This window comes from Haloarcula laminariae (assembly GCF_025457605.1).
GTDB classification, from domain to species: domain Archaea; phylum Halobacteriota; class Halobacteria; order Halobacteriales; family Haloarculaceae; genus Haloarcula; species Haloarcula laminariae.
Genome location: NZ_JAMZFY010000001.1, coordinates 2,133,077 through 2,149,086, shown reverse-complemented (window position 1 = coordinate 2,149,086; position 16,010 = coordinate 2,133,077). Strand labels below are relative to the sequence as shown.

18 protein-coding genes are annotated in these 16,010 nt (G+C 66.9%); 5 read left to right on the top strand and 13 right to left on the bottom strand.

Annotation, left to right across the window (positions count from 1 at the left end; all coding sequences use genetic code 11):
• Positions 1-293 precede the first annotated feature (293 nt).
• Positions 294-1,016 (top strand): DICT sensory domain-containing protein, encoded by a 723-nt coding sequence (locus NJQ98_RS10935; RefSeq protein WP_262178490.1) that lies wholly within the window; start codon positions 294-296, stop codon positions 1,014-1,016.
• Complete coding sequence (locus NJQ98_RS10930; protein WP_262178489.1) at positions 1,013-1,189, top strand: hypothetical protein; 177 nt, start codon at positions 1,013-1,015, stop codon at positions 1,187-1,189. The genes NJQ98_RS10935 and NJQ98_RS10930 overlap by 4 nt, the downstream gene beginning before the upstream one ends.
• 56 nt (positions 1,190-1,245) lie before the next feature.
• On the opposite strand, the gene NJQ98_RS10925 is transcribed toward NJQ98_RS10930, so the two are convergent.
• The 7 genes from NJQ98_RS10925 to NJQ98_RS10895 form a co-directional block, all read right to left on the bottom strand.
• Positions 1,246-2,043: an N-acyl homoserine lactonase family protein gene (locus NJQ98_RS10925; protein WP_262178487.1), complete on the bottom strand. Its 798-nt coding sequence runs from the start codon at positions 2,041-2,043 to the stop codon at positions 1,246-1,248.
• Positions 2,044-2,107: 64 nt separating this feature from the next.
• Positions 2,108-3,262, bottom strand: coding sequence for an acyl-CoA dehydrogenase family protein (locus NJQ98_RS10920; RefSeq protein ID WP_262178485.1), 1,155 nt, complete (start codon positions 3,260-3,262; stop codon positions 2,108-2,110).
• A gap of 259 nt (positions 3,263-3,521) precedes the next feature.
• Positions 3,522-4,121, bottom strand: coding sequence for a chemotaxis protein CheC (locus NJQ98_RS10915; RefSeq protein ID WP_262178483.1), 600 nt, complete (start codon positions 4,119-4,121; stop codon positions 3,522-3,524).
• A 99-nt stretch (positions 4,122-4,220) separates the two neighbouring features.
• Positions 4,221-4,613, bottom strand: a complete 393-nt coding sequence (locus NJQ98_RS10910) for a DUF8048 family protein (RefSeq protein WP_262178481.1) — start codon at positions 4,611-4,613, stop codon at positions 4,221-4,223.
• 46 nt (positions 4,614-4,659) lie between these two features.
• Entirely contained in the window at positions 4,660-5,328 is a 669-nt protein-coding gene (locus tag NJQ98_RS10905) for an O-methyltransferase (protein ID WP_262178479.1), read from the bottom strand.
• Between the two features lie 60 nt (positions 5,329-5,388).
• Positions 5,389-8,193, bottom strand: coding sequence for a GAF domain-containing protein (locus NJQ98_RS10900; RefSeq protein WP_262178477.1), 2,805 nt, complete (start codon positions 8,191-8,193; stop codon positions 5,389-5,391).
• 80 nt (positions 8,194-8,273) lie between these two features.
• Positions 8,274-9,224, bottom strand: coding sequence for a mechanosensitive ion channel family protein (locus tag NJQ98_RS10895; protein WP_262178475.1), 951 nt, complete (start codon positions 9,222-9,224; stop codon positions 8,274-8,276).
• Positions 9,225-9,302: 78 nt separating this feature from the next.
• On the opposite strand from NJQ98_RS10895, the gene ptsH1 reads away from it, so the two are divergent.
• A complete protein-coding gene (gene ptsH1, locus NJQ98_RS10890) occupies positions 9,303-9,572 on the top strand; it encodes a phosphocarrier protein HPr (protein ID WP_262178472.1) in 270 nt (89 codons plus the stop codon).
• On the opposite strand, the gene dhaM is transcribed toward ptsH1, so the two are convergent.
• The 6 genes from dhaM to NJQ98_RS10860 form a co-directional block, all read right to left on the bottom strand.
• Complete coding sequence (gene dhaM / locus NJQ98_RS10885; protein WP_262178470.1) at positions 9,573-9,953, bottom strand: dihydroxyacetone kinase phosphoryl donor subunit DhaM; 381 nt, start codon at positions 9,951-9,953, stop codon at positions 9,573-9,575.
• On the bottom strand, positions 9,953-10,657 hold the full coding sequence (dhaL, locus tag NJQ98_RS10880; RefSeq protein WP_262178468.1) for a dihydroxyacetone kinase subunit DhaL: 705 nt from the start codon (positions 10,655-10,657) through the stop codon (positions 9,953-9,955). Before dhaL ends, dhaM begins: the two co-directional genes overlap by 1 nt.
• Positions 10,654-11,652 (bottom strand): dihydroxyacetone kinase subunit DhaK, encoded by a 999-nt coding sequence (gene dhaK / locus NJQ98_RS10875; protein WP_262178466.1) that lies wholly within the window; start codon positions 11,650-11,652, stop codon positions 10,654-10,656. Before dhaK ends, dhaL begins: the two co-directional genes overlap by 4 nt.
• Before the next feature lie 109 nt (positions 11,653-11,761).
• Entirely contained in the window at positions 11,762-12,352 is a 591-nt protein-coding gene (locus NJQ98_RS10870; protein ID WP_262178464.1) for a thioredoxin family protein, read from the bottom strand.
• 131 nt (positions 12,353-12,483) lie between these two features.
• Positions 12,484-13,740 carry an MFS transporter gene (locus NJQ98_RS10865; protein WP_262178462.1) on the bottom strand — a complete coding sequence of 419 codons (1,257 nt, stop codon included), beginning with the start codon at positions 13,738-13,740 and terminating at the stop codon, positions 12,484-12,486.
• Between the two features lie 66 nt (positions 13,741-13,806).
• Complete coding sequence (locus NJQ98_RS10860; RefSeq protein WP_262178460.1) at positions 13,807-14,127, bottom strand: hypothetical protein; 321 nt, start codon at positions 14,125-14,127, stop codon at positions 13,807-13,809.
• 115 nt (positions 14,128-14,242) lie between these two features.
• Between NJQ98_RS10860 and NJQ98_RS10855 the strand changes: the two genes are divergently transcribed.
• Complete coding sequence (locus tag NJQ98_RS10855) at positions 14,243-14,737, top strand: Lrp/AsnC family transcriptional regulator (protein WP_262178458.1); 495 nt, start codon at positions 14,243-14,245, stop codon at positions 14,735-14,737.
• Positions 14,734-15,879 carry a pyridoxal phosphate-dependent aminotransferase gene (locus NJQ98_RS10850; protein ID WP_262178456.1) on the top strand — a complete coding sequence of 382 codons (1,146 nt, stop codon included), beginning with the start codon at positions 14,734-14,736 and terminating at the stop codon, positions 15,877-15,879. Before NJQ98_RS10855 ends, NJQ98_RS10850 begins: the two co-directional genes overlap by 4 nt.
• The last annotated feature ends 131 nt before the right edge of the window (positions 15,880-16,010 follow it).

The window sequence follows — 16,010 nt, the reverse complement described above, 5'->3', positions numbered from 1 at the left end:
TCGGCCCCAGCTGTGGTGCCGTATCGGTTGGTTGGGGGGCCACGACTAAAGATTTTCCACTATATCAAGGTCCATTAATCGTTATTATTCCAACGAAGGCACCCAAGTTCGGGGGAACGATGATGATTAATTTTGACTGTTTTCGGCGCCACGAAATATTCTAATACCGATAGGTCATCCGCTCGGCAGGTCCGGACCTATGCTGGGACTGTCAGCGGGCGCGGGTCGGTCGGCCAGTTGGTCCCCCGCTCGTCGGAAGGCCTAATGCCGTTCCTGACTTCCTTCCGACTCGAATGTCGCTCAGCGAGCTCATCGCCGGCGTCGCGGCCCACGAGCGCACGCTCACGGTTTTCAACGCCGACGCGTCGGTCGTCGAGGACCTCCGGGACCGGTTCGCCGACCGGAACGTCAGCGTCGTCAGCGAGACGACCGGTAGCGGCCGCCCCGGCGAGTTCCTGACGCTCTCGGACGGCGACGGCGTGTACACGGCGACCGATATCGACTCCTTCTACGACTCGCTCGACGACCGCGACAGCGTCCTTGGCGGGGACGACGCGGCCGGTCTCCTCGATTACCTGGACGAGACGCTGTTTACCTCCTGGTCCATCGGGCGGATGGTCGCCGCGTCCCGCGAGATAGAGGACCGCGCCTGGCGGGTCGGCGAGGGGGCGCTGCACGCCGGCTTCCAGACGCTCTCGACGCTGCAGGGCGAACGGGACCTGTACGAGCGGCTCGGCGACTCGGCGGTCGACGTCCACGCCTACGCCGTACCAGACATCGACCCGCCGGCACACAGCACCTTCCGGCTCCACCTCGACCGGAGCGAGGAGATAGCCAGGTCGTGGTTCGTCGTCTTCGACGACGGCGCGAGCGACGACGCGACTACCCAGAAGTGCGCGCTGCTGGCCGAGGAGCGCGACCCGCGGGAGTTCTACGGCTTCTGGACGTACGACCCCGCGACCGTCGACTACATCGTCGACCACCTGGAGCGGCGGTACGGGCTGGTCGAACAGTGAGCGCCGCCGAGGCCACGGCGTACCGCATCGCCGAGACCGATCAGCGCGTCAACCCCGTGGAGTTCGAACTCCACTTCCAGTTCGGGCTCTGGACCGTCGTCGACCGCAGCGACGACCGATGGCTGGTCCGGACGCGGGACGGCGAGACGCTGACTCTGCGCCCGACCGACTGACTCCCCACCTTACTGTCGTACCGAGCGAACTGCACTCGCGGGACCGACGTTGCGTCTCAGTGGTCGCTATCGCTGACAGACTCGAAGACCGACAGGTCGTGGCCCAGCAGCGTTTCGGCGCCCGTCCGGCGCTGGATGTCCCGACAGCGGGCCAGGCTCTCGCGCCAGGCCGCGTTGCTCCACAGCAGGCTCGTCGCCATCGGCTGGCCCGCGTAGTTGGCCTCGACGTAGGCCTCGTCGCCGACCACGAGCAACGGGTCGTCGGGGCGTTCGATGAGCGCCCCGAGCAGCCCGGGCGTGTGACCGGGGAGATGGAGGAGTTCGACGCCGTCGGCGAGCTGATAGCTGTCGCCGTGGACGACCTCCCAGTTCAGGTCGCGGTCGAAGTCACTGGCCAGGTAGGCGATGGAGCCCTCGTCGGTCTTGGCGCTGTAGTAGGCGTAGGGGAGTTCCTCGCGGTGGACGTAGATTGGCACGTCCGTCCCGGCGAAGTTCGCCAGACCGCCAGCGTGGTCCAGATGGAGGTGGCTCATCACCACGGCGTCGATATCGTCGAGCGCGTAGCCAGCGTCGGCCAGGTCGCCTTCGAGGGCATGGTCGGCCGCGTCGACGTGGGCGAAGGCCCCGTACAGCGGGTCGGGCCAGTAGCCGTCGCCCGCCTCTGGGTGTGAGCCGGTGTCCCACAGTATCGTCCGCTCGGGCGTCTCGATGACGAGGTTCCAGACGACGTACTCCTCGTACTCGTGGTCGGGGTCTCGATTCGAGGCCGTCGCGACGCTCGCCCCGTCGACGACGAAGCTCCGGTCGGCCATGACGCGACCGCGGTCCAGGAACGTGACTTCGGGAGACTCCATACCGGGTGTAAGGCGCGTGAAGAGAAAAGGGTGGGTCCGAACTAGTTGTGGTCGCTGTCGGGCTCTACTGGGGCGTCTGCCGGTAGATGAGGTTGCGCTGGATGTCGTTGGCGCCCTCGTAGATGACCGGGATGCGGGCGTCCCGGAACACCCGGGAGATGCGGTTCTCCAGCAGCACCGAGCGGCCGCCGTGGAGCTGCATCCCCATCTGGGAACACTCCGTGGCGGCCTCCGTCGCCGCGGTCTTGGCCAGCGCGGCCCAGTAGCCGGCGTTCTCCTGGTTGGCGACGCGCTCGGCCGCGTCCCAGGCCAGCGAGCGGGCCGACTGGAGCTGCAGTTGCATGTCGGCGAGCTTGTGCTGGACGGACTGGAACTCGTCGACGGTGCGGCCGAATGCCTCGCGGTCGTGGACGAACTCCCAGGCCTCCTCGATGGCCGCGGCGGCGAGGCCGACGCCGTGGCCGGCGACGATGACCCGCCCGTGGTTGAAGAACTCCGCGAGCATGTAGAAGCCGGCGCCCTCGACGCCGACGAGGTGGTCCTCGGGGATGCGGCAGTCGTCGAGGACGATGTGGGCCTGCTTCGAGGCCCGGAAGGCCATCTTCTCCGGGATGTGCTCGGCGTGGTAGCCCTCGGCGTCCGTGGGGACGATGAACATCGAGTAGTTGCCGTAGCGGTTGTCCGGGTCGTCGCCGGTCTTCGCGTAGAGGGTGATCCAGTCGGCCTCGACGCCGTTGCCGATCCAGTACTTCTCGCCGTTTATGACCCACTCGTCGCCGTCCTTCTCGGCGCTGGTCGTCATCCCCGCGAGGTCGCTTCCCGTCTCGGGCTCGGAGACGGCGAGGCCGGTAATCTGCTCGTTCTCGGCGACGGGTCGGAGGAATTCCTCGGCCTGGGCCTCGCTGCCGTGGTCCTCGACGATCTCGGCCCCGAAGCTCGCCAGCTGGAGCGTCAGCGCGATGCCGGCGTCGGCCCGGTAGAACTCCTCGGCGATGGCGAGCACCTGCTGGAGGTCGTACCCTTTCCCGCCGACCTCCTCGCCGAGGTCCTGGCCGACGAGGCCAGCGTCCATCCCCGCTTCGAGGACTTCCCAGGGGTACTCGCCGGACTCGTAGTAGTCGGCGGCGACGGGCGCGATGTGTTCCTGGGCGAACTCGCGGGCCTCGGCTTTCACCGCGCGGGCGTGTTCGGGAACCGGATGCTCCGAGAGTAACTCCATGCTCGTGTTCATGTGTGGTGTCACCATATACCTCGTGGAACTTCGAGAAACCCCACTGGCGTTGTTGTCTCCGCGAGTGCCACCGCAGGGTCGGGCGAATCCCGCCGGTAGCTGTCCACTGGTATGGCCGCACAGAACTGGACGCAATCACTGCGGTCACGCGCTCCTCTGGGACGTTGTGGCAGTCCTTCGGGCGCTCACCTGCGACGACGGGACTGCGCTCGTTCGGTCGAGCCACCCGTTCGAGCGGGACCGGCTTTCAGACCTCGATTTCCTGCATCAGGCCGACGAGTTCCTCCAGTTCGGGGAACGTGTACACCTTCACGTTGATGTCCGACTCCAGGGCGTGGACCCGTGAGTCGAACATCAGCGCCATCTCGTCGTCGCGGTCCCCGACGAGCTGGTCGACCATCCCGCTGCCGGGGCCGAAGGTGAAGTTCGGCGTCGAGATGTCGATGGTGGTGTCGAGAACGTTCGCCCAGCCGTCGATGAACCCGCTGGTCATGATGTTGCCGATCTCCTGGATGGCCGACCGCTCCATGTCGGTGAAGCCGCCCGCCTCGCTCGTCTCGCCCATGTCGCCGATCATCCCGTGGGCGAGGTCCTTCGCGCTCCTGGCGTTGAACAGAAAGAGGATGTAGCCGTGGGGTTTCTCGACCATCTCGATGCTGATGCCGATCTGCTTCTCGTCGCCGATGTGGGTCTTGATGTCCGGAATGTCGATGAAGTTTATCTTGGTAATCTCCATCTCGGTCTCCATCCCCGTCATCTGGCTCAGATGGTTGGCGACAGTGTTGCCCCCCTCTTTGGCCATCTTGTTGAAGAGCCCCAGCTTCCGTATATCTATCATCAAACTCATTGGCAGTTGCTCGGTGGTTGCCAGGCCTGCCACATAAGCTATACACCCCAATTTTCGATGCCGAGAATCGGAGTCACTGGGCCGGGTCCGTTCGTCGGCTCAGAACTGTTCGGCGGTGTCGATACCGATGACGACGCCCTCCTCGTCGCTGTCGAAGTTGTCGTCGCCTTCGACCGACGCCGCGAACATGAGCTTGGCCTGCTCGGTGTGGGCGTAGCGGGTCGCCGACTCGGCGGGTCCCTCGAAGTCGAACTCGCCGAGGAACTCGTCCCAGACCGCCTCGTCGACCCGGTAGGCCCGAACCCCGTCGACGGTCACGTACTCGCGTTCCCGCTCCAGATTCGAGTGCCGGCCGATGAGCTCGGCGTGGATAATTTCGAGGGTACCAAGCAGTTCCTCGGGGTCCATCTCGGCTTTCCCCGCCGTCCGCTCGATGACCGCCCCGCTCAGTCCGAACCTGTCGGCCGTGGACTCACTGTCACTAGCTGTCATATGTCAACTATCGGCACGGAAGGGGTTGGGTCTTCCGGTGGGCCGGTTACGCCACCCGAACACTGACGGCGACCCCTTCTCCCAGCGGGAGCAGGCCGGTCTCGAAGTCCGGGTCGTCCCGGACGTGTGTCAGATAGTCCGCGATACCGCGGCTCCCGTCGCTTGCCTCGACCGACTCCCCGGCAAGCAGCGCCCGGATGTCCGCGAAGTCGAGGGGCACGGCCTCGATGACGTTGTCCGCGGCGACGACCCCGCCGACCGGGACCTTCCCCCGGACCGCCTCGAACGTCTCGACGTACCGGTCTTTCTCGTTGTCGAGGAGGACGACGTCGAAGGGGCCGTCGTACCGGCCGACGATGTCGGTGGCGTCCCCGTGTTCGAACACCGCGCGGTCGGCGTAGCCGCCCCGCCGGAAGTACTCGCGGGCGGCATCGAGTTCGTCGGCGTCGATTTCGGTGAGTACCAGCTGACCGTCCGCGGGCAGCGCGGGGGCCATCCAGTACGCCGAGTAGCCAAAGCCCGAGCCGAACTCGAAGACCCGCTCGGCGTCGGTCAGGCGGGCCAGCAGGCGGAGCCACGCGCCGACGGCGGGGCCGACCGTCGGGAACCCCTCGCGGTCGGCGCGGTCGTCCATCTCCGCGATGACGTCGTCCGGCTCCGGCGCGAGTGTGCGTGCGAACTGCTCGGTGACCTCGGGAAGCGGTGTCTCGTCCATACCGGCAGTGCGGGCGACTGCCCGGTAAAGCCTCGGTCGGGGGTCCCGAACCCACCCGTCTCAGTCGGACTCGACGCCGGTAATCTCGAACCGGGCGCCGCCGGTCTCGCTGTCGGTGGCGCGAATCCGCCAGCCGTGTGCCTCGACGATTTCCCGCACGATTGCGAGGCCGAAGCCGGTCCCCCGGTCGCTCGTCGAGTAGCCGGACTCGAAGATGCGGTCGTAGTCGCCCTCCGGGATACCGGGGCCGTCGTCGGCGACGTAGAACCCGTCGCTCAGACCGCCGACCGTGACCGTCACGTCGTCGCCGTGTTCGACCGCGCCCTGACGAGCTTGTGAGTCAGGACCCGTGGAACCGTGTTCCACGGCGTTCCGGAACAGGTTCTCGAGCAGCTGTTCGAGCCGGCTCCGGTCGGCCCGAAGCGTCCGGCTGACATCGCCGACGAGCGTGGCGTCGGCGGTCTCGACGTGGTGCCAGCAGTTCTCGACGAGGTCCGAGAGGTCGACCGTCTCCGGGTCGGTCACTTCCTCCCCCTCGTGGGCCAGCGCCAACAGGTCGTCTATCAGTATCGTCATCCGGTCGTGCATCTTCGCGACCCCGCTGAGATGCTCGCTGTCACACTCCTCCCGGGCCAGTTCGAGGTGGCCCTCGGCCACGGTCAGGGGGTTCCGAAGGTCGTGTGAGACGATGCCCGCGAACTCCTCTAGGCGCTCGTTCTGCCGTTCGAGCTCCCGCTCGTGTTCGATGTGGTCGAGCGCGGTCGTCGCGTGTGTCGCGGCGACCTCCGCGAGCGAGACGTCCACGTCGTCGAACGCGTCGGGGTCCGGCGACCCGATGAGGAGCACGCCGTGGTCGTCGAGCGGAACGGCAATCTGACTTCGGACGGACGTGTTCGGATTGAACCGGTCGGCTACTGTCGATATGTCGCTGTAGACCTGGGACCGGCCCGTCTCGAAGGCGTTCCCCGCGATTCCTTCGTCGGGTGCGATGGTCGGCGGTTCGCCGACGATTTCCTCGGTCCGGTCGGTCCACGCCGCCGGCACCAATCCGCCCTCGTCCTCGTCGTAGAGGTGGAGCCCGTTGGCCGGCATGTCGAGAACGTCGCTGATAGTGTCGACGGTTATCTCGGCGACTTGCGCAGCCGTGTCGGCCCGCATCACCGACTGTGCGGTCTCGTGGAGCGCATCGACGGCCAGTTTCCGCTGTTCCCGCTCGGTGATGTCCGTAATGAACCCCTCCAGCGCGACCGGCTCGCCGTCGTCCGCATAGACCCCCTGACCGCGCTCCCAGACCCACTTGACCTCCCCGTCCTCGGTTCGGATTCGATAGGTGACTTCGAACGCCTCGTGTGCGTCGAGCCCGTTCTGGACCGCCGAGGACCGCTCCTCCCGGTCGTCCGGGTGGACCACGCCCTCGCCGTACAGCCCGTCGGTGCGCTCCAGCTCGGACGCGTCATAGCCGGTTATCTCCCGCACGTTGCCCCTGATCTCCTCTGTCGGCCGTCCGGGGTCGTTTCGACACCGGTACACCATCCCGGGAAGGGTGTCGATGAGTCGTTGCAACCGTCGTTCCCGCTGCTTTCGCGCCGTGAGGTCCCGGCCGATACCGATGAGTCCGACCCTGTCGTCGGTGGAAGTCAACTGCGAGCCGGTGAACTCGTAGGGGATGTGTTCACCGTCCGCCGTCAGGAACTCCGACTCGACGGTCGTCTCGCCGGTGGTGAGCGCCTCCTCGATGGCGTCGGCTATCTTCTCGCGTTCGCCTTCGGGGAACAGCTCGATTGCCTGTATCTCCGCGAGCTCCTCGTCCCCGTAGCCGGTGACGGCCGAGAGCTGGTCGTTCCACCGTCGGAACGTCCCGTCGGCGTTGAGGACGTAGAACACGTCGTTGAGCGAATCGAGGGCCTGCTCGATGAACTCGCGCTCCTCCCGGAGGCGAGCCCGAACGTCGAAGGAGTGGAGGACGTGGGCGATGTCCCTGCCGAGTTCGGCCAGGAGCTCCCGCTCGTTCTCGTCGAAGGAGTTCGTTCGCTCGGCGTAGACGACGAGCGCGCCGTACAGGGTGTCCTGATATTCCAGCGGGACGGCGGCCGCCGCCCGGTAGCCCCGTTCGATAGCGTCCGCACGCCACGGTTCGAACGCGGGGTCCTCGGCGATGTTCTGCGAGACGGCCACCCGCCGTTCGGAGATCGCCGTCCCGACGGGGCCCTGCCCAGTGGGGTCGTCGTCTGTGGTGACAGTGACCGTATCGAGATATCCGTCCTCCGTACCCGCGGATACCTCGGGCTCGACCTGGCCCGTGTCCGGGTCGACGTCGCCGATCCACGCGAACAGGTACGGTTCGGACGCACTGATGATCTCACAGGCACGCGCTTTGACCTCCCGCGGCGATTCGGCGCGCACGATAGCCTGATTGATGTCGCTGGCGAGGGTCCGGACCCGGTCGAGTTCAGCGGCCCGTCGGTTGGTCCGATACTGTTCGACCGCGTTGGAGATGCGGTTTGCGAGGACGGTGTACTGGCTGGTACCGGTCCCCTTTTGCAGGTAGTCGGTGACGCCGGCCGAGATGGCGTCACTGGCGACTTCCTCGCTACCCCTGCCCGTATAGAGGATGAACGGGAGGTCGGGGTAGTCCTGACTGACCGCTTCGAGAAACTCGATGCCGTTCCGTCCGGGCATCTCGTAGTCCGAGACGACACAGTCGAACTCCTCGTCGGCAAGGCGGTCCAGTCCCGCACTCGCGCTCGTCGCGGTCTCGACCTCGAACCGGGCGTCGTCCCGCTCGAGAAAGGCCGCAGCCGTCTCAGCGAAGTCGGGGTCGTCGTCGACGTGCAACACGCGGACCGACGTGCCGAGTGTTCCCACTGTGGCTCACCTACAGTTGATGTGGTTTATATCGGTATAAATTCGGCGGACACACCCTTTCGCGCGAACGTATATTCGCCTCACCGGTTCCGGCTCACGGGGAACTTCACGCGGTCGGGCTCGTCGTTGAACGCGTCGAGGATGCGCTTGTACAGCTCGTTGCGGACCCGCTGGCCGCGTCGGGGGTGGACGAGATAGCGCAGCCGGAACTCCACCCAGGACTCCTGCTGGACGATGTTGACGGTGGGCCGGTCCTGTACTTCGAGCTCGACCGGCGTCTCCGAGAGGCGCTCGCGGTAACGGCCGATGCGGGCGGCCATCTCGTCGCCGATGTAGTCGTCCGCGATGCCCGCCATCAGGTCGGTCGCGTAGTCGAGGTCAGTCTCGTAGGCCACCTGTACCGTCAGTTCGTTCCAGACGAACGGGAACTCCTCGCGGGTGTAGTTCATCACGTGCGAGGAGAGGACGACGCTGTTGGGCAGGGTGACGATGCGTCCGGAGGGCTGGTTCGAGGAGACCAGACCGCCGTTTATCTCCCACAGCGTCGTCACGAGAAAGGACACCTCGACGACGTCGCCCTTCGAGTCCTCGATTGCGACCCGGTCGCCGACCTGGTAGGGCCGTTTGACCATGATGTAGAGCCAGCCGATGAGCGAGAACAGCGGCTGCTGGAGGGCGAAGGTCACCGCGAAGCCGACCACGCCCAGCGAGAACAGCACGCCGACCCACTGCTGGGTGACGACGCCGAGAACGGAGACGATGCCCGCGATACCGACGGTCAACCGCAGTATGTTGCGCGCGTCGTGGCGGCGGCGCTTGTCAGGGGTCCGGCGGTCGAAGGCCGCGAGCAGGATTCGGTAACAGCCGTACGCGGCGAAGACGATGGCGAGTACCGAAAGCCCCTCGCCCAGCAGGTACCCGAGGCCGAAGCCGGCGACGGTCCCGTCGATGCCGAAGCGGTCGACGAGGCTGACGCCGAGGACACAACAGAACGAGAGCACGACGGACAGATACCCCAGTGGCCGACTCACGGCCGGCCAGAGACGACCTGGCCACTAAACGGTTTGGAGACCCCGAATAGTAATGAGCGTCGGGGGCCTGGGGGCGGTATGGAACGCGAAGTCGAAATCGTCCCCGAGGCCGGGTTGCACGCGCGACCCGCCTCGAAGTTCGTCCAGACGGCCAACGAGTACGACGCGACGGTCGAGGTCGGGATAGTCGACAGCGGCAAACTCGTCCCGGCGAACAGCATGCTCTCGGTCACCGGACTGGGAGCGAAACACGGCGACATCGTCCGCCTCGTCGCCGAGGGCGACGACGCCGAGGCCGCACTCGACGCGCTCGAAACGGTGCTTTCTACCCCCGAAGACGGGGAGTAACTACAGCTTCTCGACGCCGCGGGCCGCTTCGGCCTGCTCGCGGACCGACTCGACGGTGGCCTTCGAACCGGTCGCCGTGACGGCGGCGTTGACCGTCCCTTCGAGGACCGGCGCGTCCGCGATGACGGCCTCGGCGTCGCTCATCTCGATGGCTATCTCGGCGTTCATCACGGCGCTCCCGAGGTCGACGAGGACGACGACGCCGTCCCCGTCGTCCGCGTCGTGGATGGCCGCTTCGATGTCGCCGGCGACGGTACCGAAACCGCCCTGTCCGTCCCCGCCGACCGGTTCGATACGCGTCTCACCGCCCATCTCACCGGCGACCTCGGCGATGCCGTCGGCGGCCGTCTGGCTGTGGGAGACGACGACGAGCCCGACCATCAGTCCTCGGTCACCTCGCCGTCCGGAATCGTGGGCGACTCGGCGTGGTCTGGCAGCTCGTCGGGAGCGTCTACGTTGTCGGTCGCCACGTCCAGCAGCTCCTCCATGATGTACAGCGTGCTCGTGGCGCCGGGGTCCTGGTGGCCGACCGAGCGCCAGCCCAGATACGAGGCCCGACCCTTCGAGGCCCGGATGGGGACCGTGAAGTCGACGCCGCGCTCGGCGGCGGCGACGGCCTTCGCGAGGGCCTCGACCGGCGTCATGTCGTCGACCTCGACGGACTTCTTGAACGTGTGGACCGCCGGTACCAGCGCGTCGATCATGGTCTTGTCCCCCACGCGGGCGTCGCCGCGGTCCTGGACCTTCTCCAGATAGGTCTCCGCGAACGCCACCGCCGTTTCGGCGGTGATACCCTCTTCGAGTTCGGTGCTGGCAAAGACCAGCGACCCGCCAAAGAGCGGGCCCGACGCGCCGCCGACCTCGGACAGCAGCGTCTTGCCGGCCGTCTTGACGACGGCGGCCGGTTCCGGGTCCTCGAGGTCCTCGACGGCCTCCGCGGCGGCGGCCCACCCGCGGGCCATGTTCCCGCCGTGGTCCGCGTCGCCGATGGCCGAGTCCAGGTCGGTCAGGTGGCTCCGCTCGGCCTCGATGCGCTCTGCGACCGCTCCCACCGCGGCGACGGCCGCCGCACCCTCGTCGCTCATTTCACTGTCAGCGCCGGGGTCTCGGCCGGCGCACCCAGCAGTTCCTTCAGCTCTTCGTCGACGGCGCAGACGGTAATGGAGCACCCGTCCATGTCCAGGGAGGTCATGTAGTCGCCGACCCAGGCGTCCCACGTCTCCAGCCCGTGGTCGCCGAGTATCTCCTGGAGCTTCCGGTTGACGACGAACAGCTCCATCAGCGGCGTCCCGCCCATCCCGTTGACGATGGTCATCACTTCCTGGCCCTCGTCCAGGTCGAGGTCCTCCAGCACCGACTCGGTGAGCTCCTCGGTGATCTCGTCGGCGCTCATCACGTCGGTACGTTCCACGCCGGGCTCGCCGTGGATACCGATGCCCAGTTCGATTTCGTCCTCGGGGAGGTCGAAGGTGGGTTCGCCCTTCTCGGGTGTGACACAGGAGGTCAGCGCCATCCCCATGGTCCCGACGTTGTCGATGACCTTCTGGCCGACGCGCTGGACCTCCTCCAGGTCCGCGCCCTCGGCGGCCTTCGCGCCGGCTGCCTTGTGGACCAGGATGGTGCCACAGACGCCGCGGCGGCCGGAGGTGTACAGCGAGTCCTCGACGGCCACGTCGTCGTCGACGACGACCGTGGCGACGTCGGTGCCCTCCATCTCGACCATCTCGCCGGCGGTCTCGAAGTTCATCACGTCGCCCTCGTAGTTCTTGATGACCGCCAGCACGCCCTCGCCGCTGTCGGCGGCCTCCAGGAGCGCCTCGAACTCGTCGGCGGTCGGCGAGGAGAAGACCTCCCCGGCGGCCGCACCGTCGAGCATCCCTTCGCCGAGGTAGCCGGCGTGGGTCGGCTCGTGGCCGCTCCCACCGCCGCTGACGATGCCGACCTTCCCGTCTACCGGGGCGTCGTCCCGTACCAGCACGTTCGTATCAGAAAGCCGACGAACCTGGTCCGGGTAGGCGGCGACCATTCCGTCGAGCATCTCGTCGACCACGTCGTCCGGGTCGTTGATGAGCTTCTTCATAGTCCATAGTTATAGACGACGCGCTGATACATAAACCTGCCCGGCAAATTACAGCGGTGGTTGTTTCCGATGAGAACACTGTTCAGAAAGGGGAGATTTCTCGGCCGTCTCAGTGGTCCCAGTATTCGGGTTCGTTCCCGTCCATCCACTTGATTGAACAGCCGCGAGAGGGCTTCTCTGCGGCGGTTATCTCCTCGCCGGCGAGCAGCGTCTCGACGTGGGCGGCCATCTCCCGCTCGCTCGGTTCGTCGTCGGGGTTGGGTGCGTCGTCCAGACGGCCGTGGTAGGCGAGTCGGAAGTCGCCTTCGTCGGCCGCAAAGAGGAACGGGTCGGGCGTACAGCGGGCGCCGTAGGCCGCCGCGACCGACTGGTCGGCGTCGTGGAGGTAGGCGTCGTACCCGACGGTGCCGTCGGCCACGACCTCCTGCATTCGCTCGAAGGAATCGTCGGGGTACTCCGAGGAGTCGTTCGCGTTGATTCCCACGACGGCGAGGTCGTCGTACTCCTCGGCGAGGCGGTTCAGCTCCGGTATCTTGGCCTTCGCGTACGGGCAGTGATTACACGTGAAGACGACCAGCAGCGCCTCGTACTCGTCGAAGTCCGCCAGCCGGTACATCTCGCCGTCGGCGCCCGCCAGTTCGAAGGCCGGTGCGCCGTCACCGCGCTGGAGCACGTCGGAGTCTGAGTCAATCGAAACCATGGTACACCGGCGTACGCCGCACTCCCGTAAAAATTCGCGGCTTCCGCCGGTGGACGCCCGCGTACGGGTTAGTGCAGATTCTCTCCGGATATCGCCGACCTCACCGTCGGCGGCTACCACACGACTCCGTCTCAGTCGCCGGGCTGTATCCGACCCACCAGCGCCGTCCCGCTCGCCGACAGCACTACGCCGGTCAGGGCGATGGCGACGACGCCCAGGGCCGCGATAGCCTGGAACGCCGCGGTGACGCCGAAGCGAGCCACGAGCGTCGAGAGCACCGGCGGCGCGACCGCGGCGCCCCCGGAGATACCGATGGTGAGCAGGCCGAAGTTCTTGCCCGCCGCGTCGTCCGTCGAGAGGGCGTCGGCCAGCGCGGCTCTCGCCGGGCGGCTCCCGTCGACGGTCGCAGAGAGGACGAGCACCAGCGCCACGGCGCCGACCACCGGCACCGTCCCCAGCGAGAGGAGCCCGGCGACGGCGACCAGCGCGGCGTACCCGCCGACCAGCACCGGCCCCGCGGCGTAGCGGTCGGTCAGGTAGCCGCCGCCGAATATGACGACGGCGCCGACTGTCAGCATCGCCGAGACGGCGACGTTCGCGGTGGCGTCGGGGAACCCGTAGCCCGTCGAGAGCAGCGTCGCCGTGTACTGCTTGATACCCCACCCCGCCGCCGACGTGAGGAACCACAGGACGGTGAGCGCGACGATGGGCGGCGAGGCGACCACGCTCCGGAGCTCCCGACGGGCGCGGTCGAGGAGCGAGCGGCCGCGTCCGGGCGACCGGCCGGCGCGGTCCGCGTCGCTCGCCGGATGGGTGATGTCCCGGGCTACGTACCGGTCGAACGCGAGCAGGCAGGCCCCGCCGTAGACCGCGCCGACGACGGCGATGGCGCCGATGGCCAGCCGCCAGTCCAGCCCCAGGGTCGCGGCGGCGGCGACGACGGCCGGCGGCACCGCAAAGCCCAGCGCGCCGGTGAATCCGTGGACGCTGTAGGCCCGTCCGCGGGTGTCGGGCGTCGTCGCGGCGCCGATGAGCGGGTAGTGTGCCGGGTGGTGCCCGGCGATGCCGACGCCGGTGACGACACTCGCCGCCAGCAGCCAGGCGTAGCTCTGTGCGGTCGCCGTCAGGAGCGCCCCCAGCGCGCCGAAGGCGAGCGATATCGCCAGAACCGGTGTCCGTCCCCGTGAATCGGACAGCGAGCCGAAGGGCAACTGGAGCGCGGTCACGACGACGCCGACAGCCCCCAGCGCGACGCCGAGCTGTGCGTCGGTCAGTCCCAGGTCGGCCCGCAGCGGGCCGAAAACCGGCGGGAGAAGCATGAAGTAGGCGTGGTTGACCAGGTGGGAGCCCCCGACGAGCCCGACGACGAGCCTTGACTGCGAAGCCACTGTTGTCGGTCCTTCGGCGCCCTCGACAAAGAACGGTCGGATTCGCCCGCCAGCGTCGTCGGCCGGCTACTCGTTCAATCGGGTGGCGACGGCGTCGTCGAAGGCGACGGCGGCCTCGAAGACGGCGGTGTCGGCGGCGACGCTGAACAGCGCCTCCTCGCCCTCGTCGGCTTCCTTCTCCAGAAACCCCATCTCGACGAGGTGGTCAAGGGTCCCGTCCAGATACAGCGATTTCAGGGCGACACCGGCTTCGTCGCTGAGTTCTGTCTTCGTGTAGGCGGCCTCCGGGTCCAGCCGCAGGAGGGTGTCGATGACGGCCGGCGCGTCGTCGTGCGTGGCGACGTGGCCCCAGCCGGTTTCGGGGTCGTCGTTCGCGTCGTCGAACATTACCGCATCCGACGGCCCGCTCCCAATTAAATCTCGGTGTGATATCGCTCGCTCACACTGTCAGACGCTCCCACTGTTGAGCAAGGCTTTTGATAGTGAGTGCCCGCCCCTCTGTATGAGCAGCCCACGGGAGATTCTGGACCTGCTGGAGGAGAACGCCCGGTACACGACCGAGGACCTGGCGCATATGACCGAGTTCACCGAGGACGAGGTCGAGAACATCGTCACGCAGTTCGAGGACGCCGGCGTCATCACGGGCTATCAGGCCGTCGTCAACTGGGACGCCCTGGAGACCGACGGGGAACGGGTCCGGGCGACCGTCGAACTCAACGTGGCGCTGGACCGCGAGACCAACTACGGGGACATCGCCGACCGTATCGCCAAGTTCCCGGAGGTCACCTCGCTGCGGCTGGTCAGCGGCGACTACGACTTCGACCTGACCGTCGAGGGCGACTCGATGCGGGAAGTGTCCCACTTCATCAGCGACAAGATAGCGCCCATCCCCGAAATCACGCAGACGGTGACCCACTACATCATGGAGTCCTACAAGGAACAGGGGATGAGCTTCGACGACCGCGACGACGACGACAGGCTGTCGGTCTCGCCATGACACTGGAGCCAGCCGACCGGGTCGACGCCGTCCCGCCGTCGGGTATCCGGCGGTTCTTCGAGCTGGCCGAGGAGATGGACGACATCATCTCGCTGGGCGTCGGGGAGCCGGACTTCTCCGCGCCGTGGGCGGCCCGCGAGGCCGCCATCACCTCGCTGGAACGGGGCCAGACCTCCTACACGGCCAACAAGGGCAAGCGGAAGCTGCGCGAGCGCATCGCCCGCTTCGAGTCGGCCCAGCACGGCCTCGACTACGACCCCGACGAGGAGATGGTCGTCACCGCCGGCGCGAGCGAGGGGCTCGACCTGGCCTTCCGCGCGCTGTTGAACCCCGGCGACACGCTGGCCGTGGCCCAGCCCTGTTACGTCTCCTACGTTCCCGGGGCGACCTTCGCCGGCGTCGACGTGCTCGACATGCAGACCCGCGTCGAGGACGAGTTCAAACTCACCCGCGAGGTGCTCGAACAGTCCGGTGCGGCCGAGGCGGACGCGCTGGTGTACTGTTACCCGAACAACCCCACCGGCGCGACGATGACCGGCGACGAACTCCGGGAGGTCGCGGCGTTCTGCCGGGAGCACGACCTCGCGGTCTTCGCCGACGAGATATACGCCGACCTCACCTACGAACACGACCACACCTCCATCGCGTCGCTGCCGGGGATGCGCGAGCGGACCGTCGTGTTCAACGGCTTCTCGAAGGCCTTCGCGATGACGGGCTTCCGGCTCGGCTACGCGATGGGGCCCGAGGAAGCCATCACGGCGATGAACCGCATCCACCAGTACACGATGCTTTCGGCGCCGACGACGGCCCAGCACGCCGCTATCGAGGCACTGGACAGCTGCCTCGACGAGGTCGACGAGATGACCGCCCAGTACGACCGTCGGCGGAACTACGTCCTCTCGCGGTTCGACGAGATGGGCCTGGACTGTTTCCCCGCCGCCGGCGCGTTCTACGCGTTCCCGGAGTGCCCCTGGGACGACGCCGGCGAGTTCGCCGAGTCGCTCCTGCAGGAAGAGAAAGTCGCCGTCGTCCCGGGGTCGGCGTTCGGCGAGGGCGGCGACGGCCATCTCCGTATCTCCTATGCCACCGGGCTCGACGACCTCAAGACCGCGATGAACCGTCTCGAATCGTTCATCGCGTAGACTGGCAACCAGGCCACAGCTACCGCGGTACAACTCGCAGGTAGCGAGCTATCATCTGTGACATATGTGGCGAAAGGTTAAGTAAGATAGCTGTAGATATCCGGGTATATTGTGTCTCGCGACTCCGTACT

Excerpts from the sequence above, each read along its gene's own strand:
- NJQ98_RS10935 (WP_262178490.1), top strand. The coding sequence starts at position 294 with ATGTCGCTCAGCGAGCTCATCGCCGGCGTCGCGGCCCACGAGCGCACG.
- NJQ98_RS10925 (WP_262178487.1), bottom strand. The coding sequence starts at position 2,043 with ATGGAGTCTCCCGAAGTCACGTTCCTGGACCGCGGTCGCGTCATGGCC.
- NJQ98_RS10920 (WP_262178485.1), bottom strand. The coding sequence starts at position 3,262 with ATGGAGTTACTCTCGGAGCATCCGGTTCCCGAACACGCCCGCGCGGTG.
- NJQ98_RS10915 (WP_262178483.1), bottom strand. The coding sequence starts at position 4,121 with ATGAGTTTGATGATAGATATACGGAAGCTGGGGCTCTTCAACAAGATG.
- NJQ98_RS10910 (WP_262178481.1), bottom strand. The coding sequence starts at position 4,613 with ATGACAGCTAGTGACAGTGAGTCCACGGCCGACAGGTTCGGACTGAGC.
- NJQ98_RS10905 (WP_262178479.1), bottom strand. The coding sequence starts at position 5,328 with ATGGACGAGACACCGCTTCCCGAGGTCACCGAGCAGTTCGCACGCACA.
- ptsH1 (WP_262178472.1), top strand. The coding sequence starts at position 9,303 with ATGGAACGCGAAGTCGAAATCGTCCCCGAGGCCGGGTTGCACGCGCGA.
- dhaM (WP_262178470.1), bottom strand. The coding sequence starts at position 9,953 with ATGGTCGGGCTCGTCGTCGTCTCCCACAGCCAGACGGCCGCCGACGGC.
- dhaL (WP_262178468.1), bottom strand. The coding sequence starts at position 10,657 with ATGAGCGACGAGGGTGCGGCGGCCGTCGCCGCGGTGGGAGCGGTCGCA.
- dhaK (WP_262178466.1), bottom strand. The coding sequence starts at position 11,652 with ATGAAGAAGCTCATCAACGACCCGGACGACGTGGTCGACGAGATGCTC.
- NJQ98_RS10870 (WP_262178464.1), bottom strand. The coding sequence starts at position 12,352 with ATGGTTTCGATTGACTCAGACTCCGACGTGCTCCAGCGCGGTGACGGC.
- NJQ98_RS10860 (WP_262178460.1), bottom strand. The coding sequence starts at position 14,127 with ATGTTCGACGACGCGAACGACGACCCCGAAACCGGCTGGGGCCACGTC.
- NJQ98_RS10855 (WP_262178458.1), top strand. The coding sequence starts at position 14,243 with ATGAGCAGCCCACGGGAGATTCTGGACCTGCTGGAGGAGAACGCCCGG.
- NJQ98_RS10850 (WP_262178456.1), top strand. The coding sequence starts at position 14,734 with ATGACACTGGAGCCAGCCGACCGGGTCGACGCCGTCCCGCCGTCGGGT.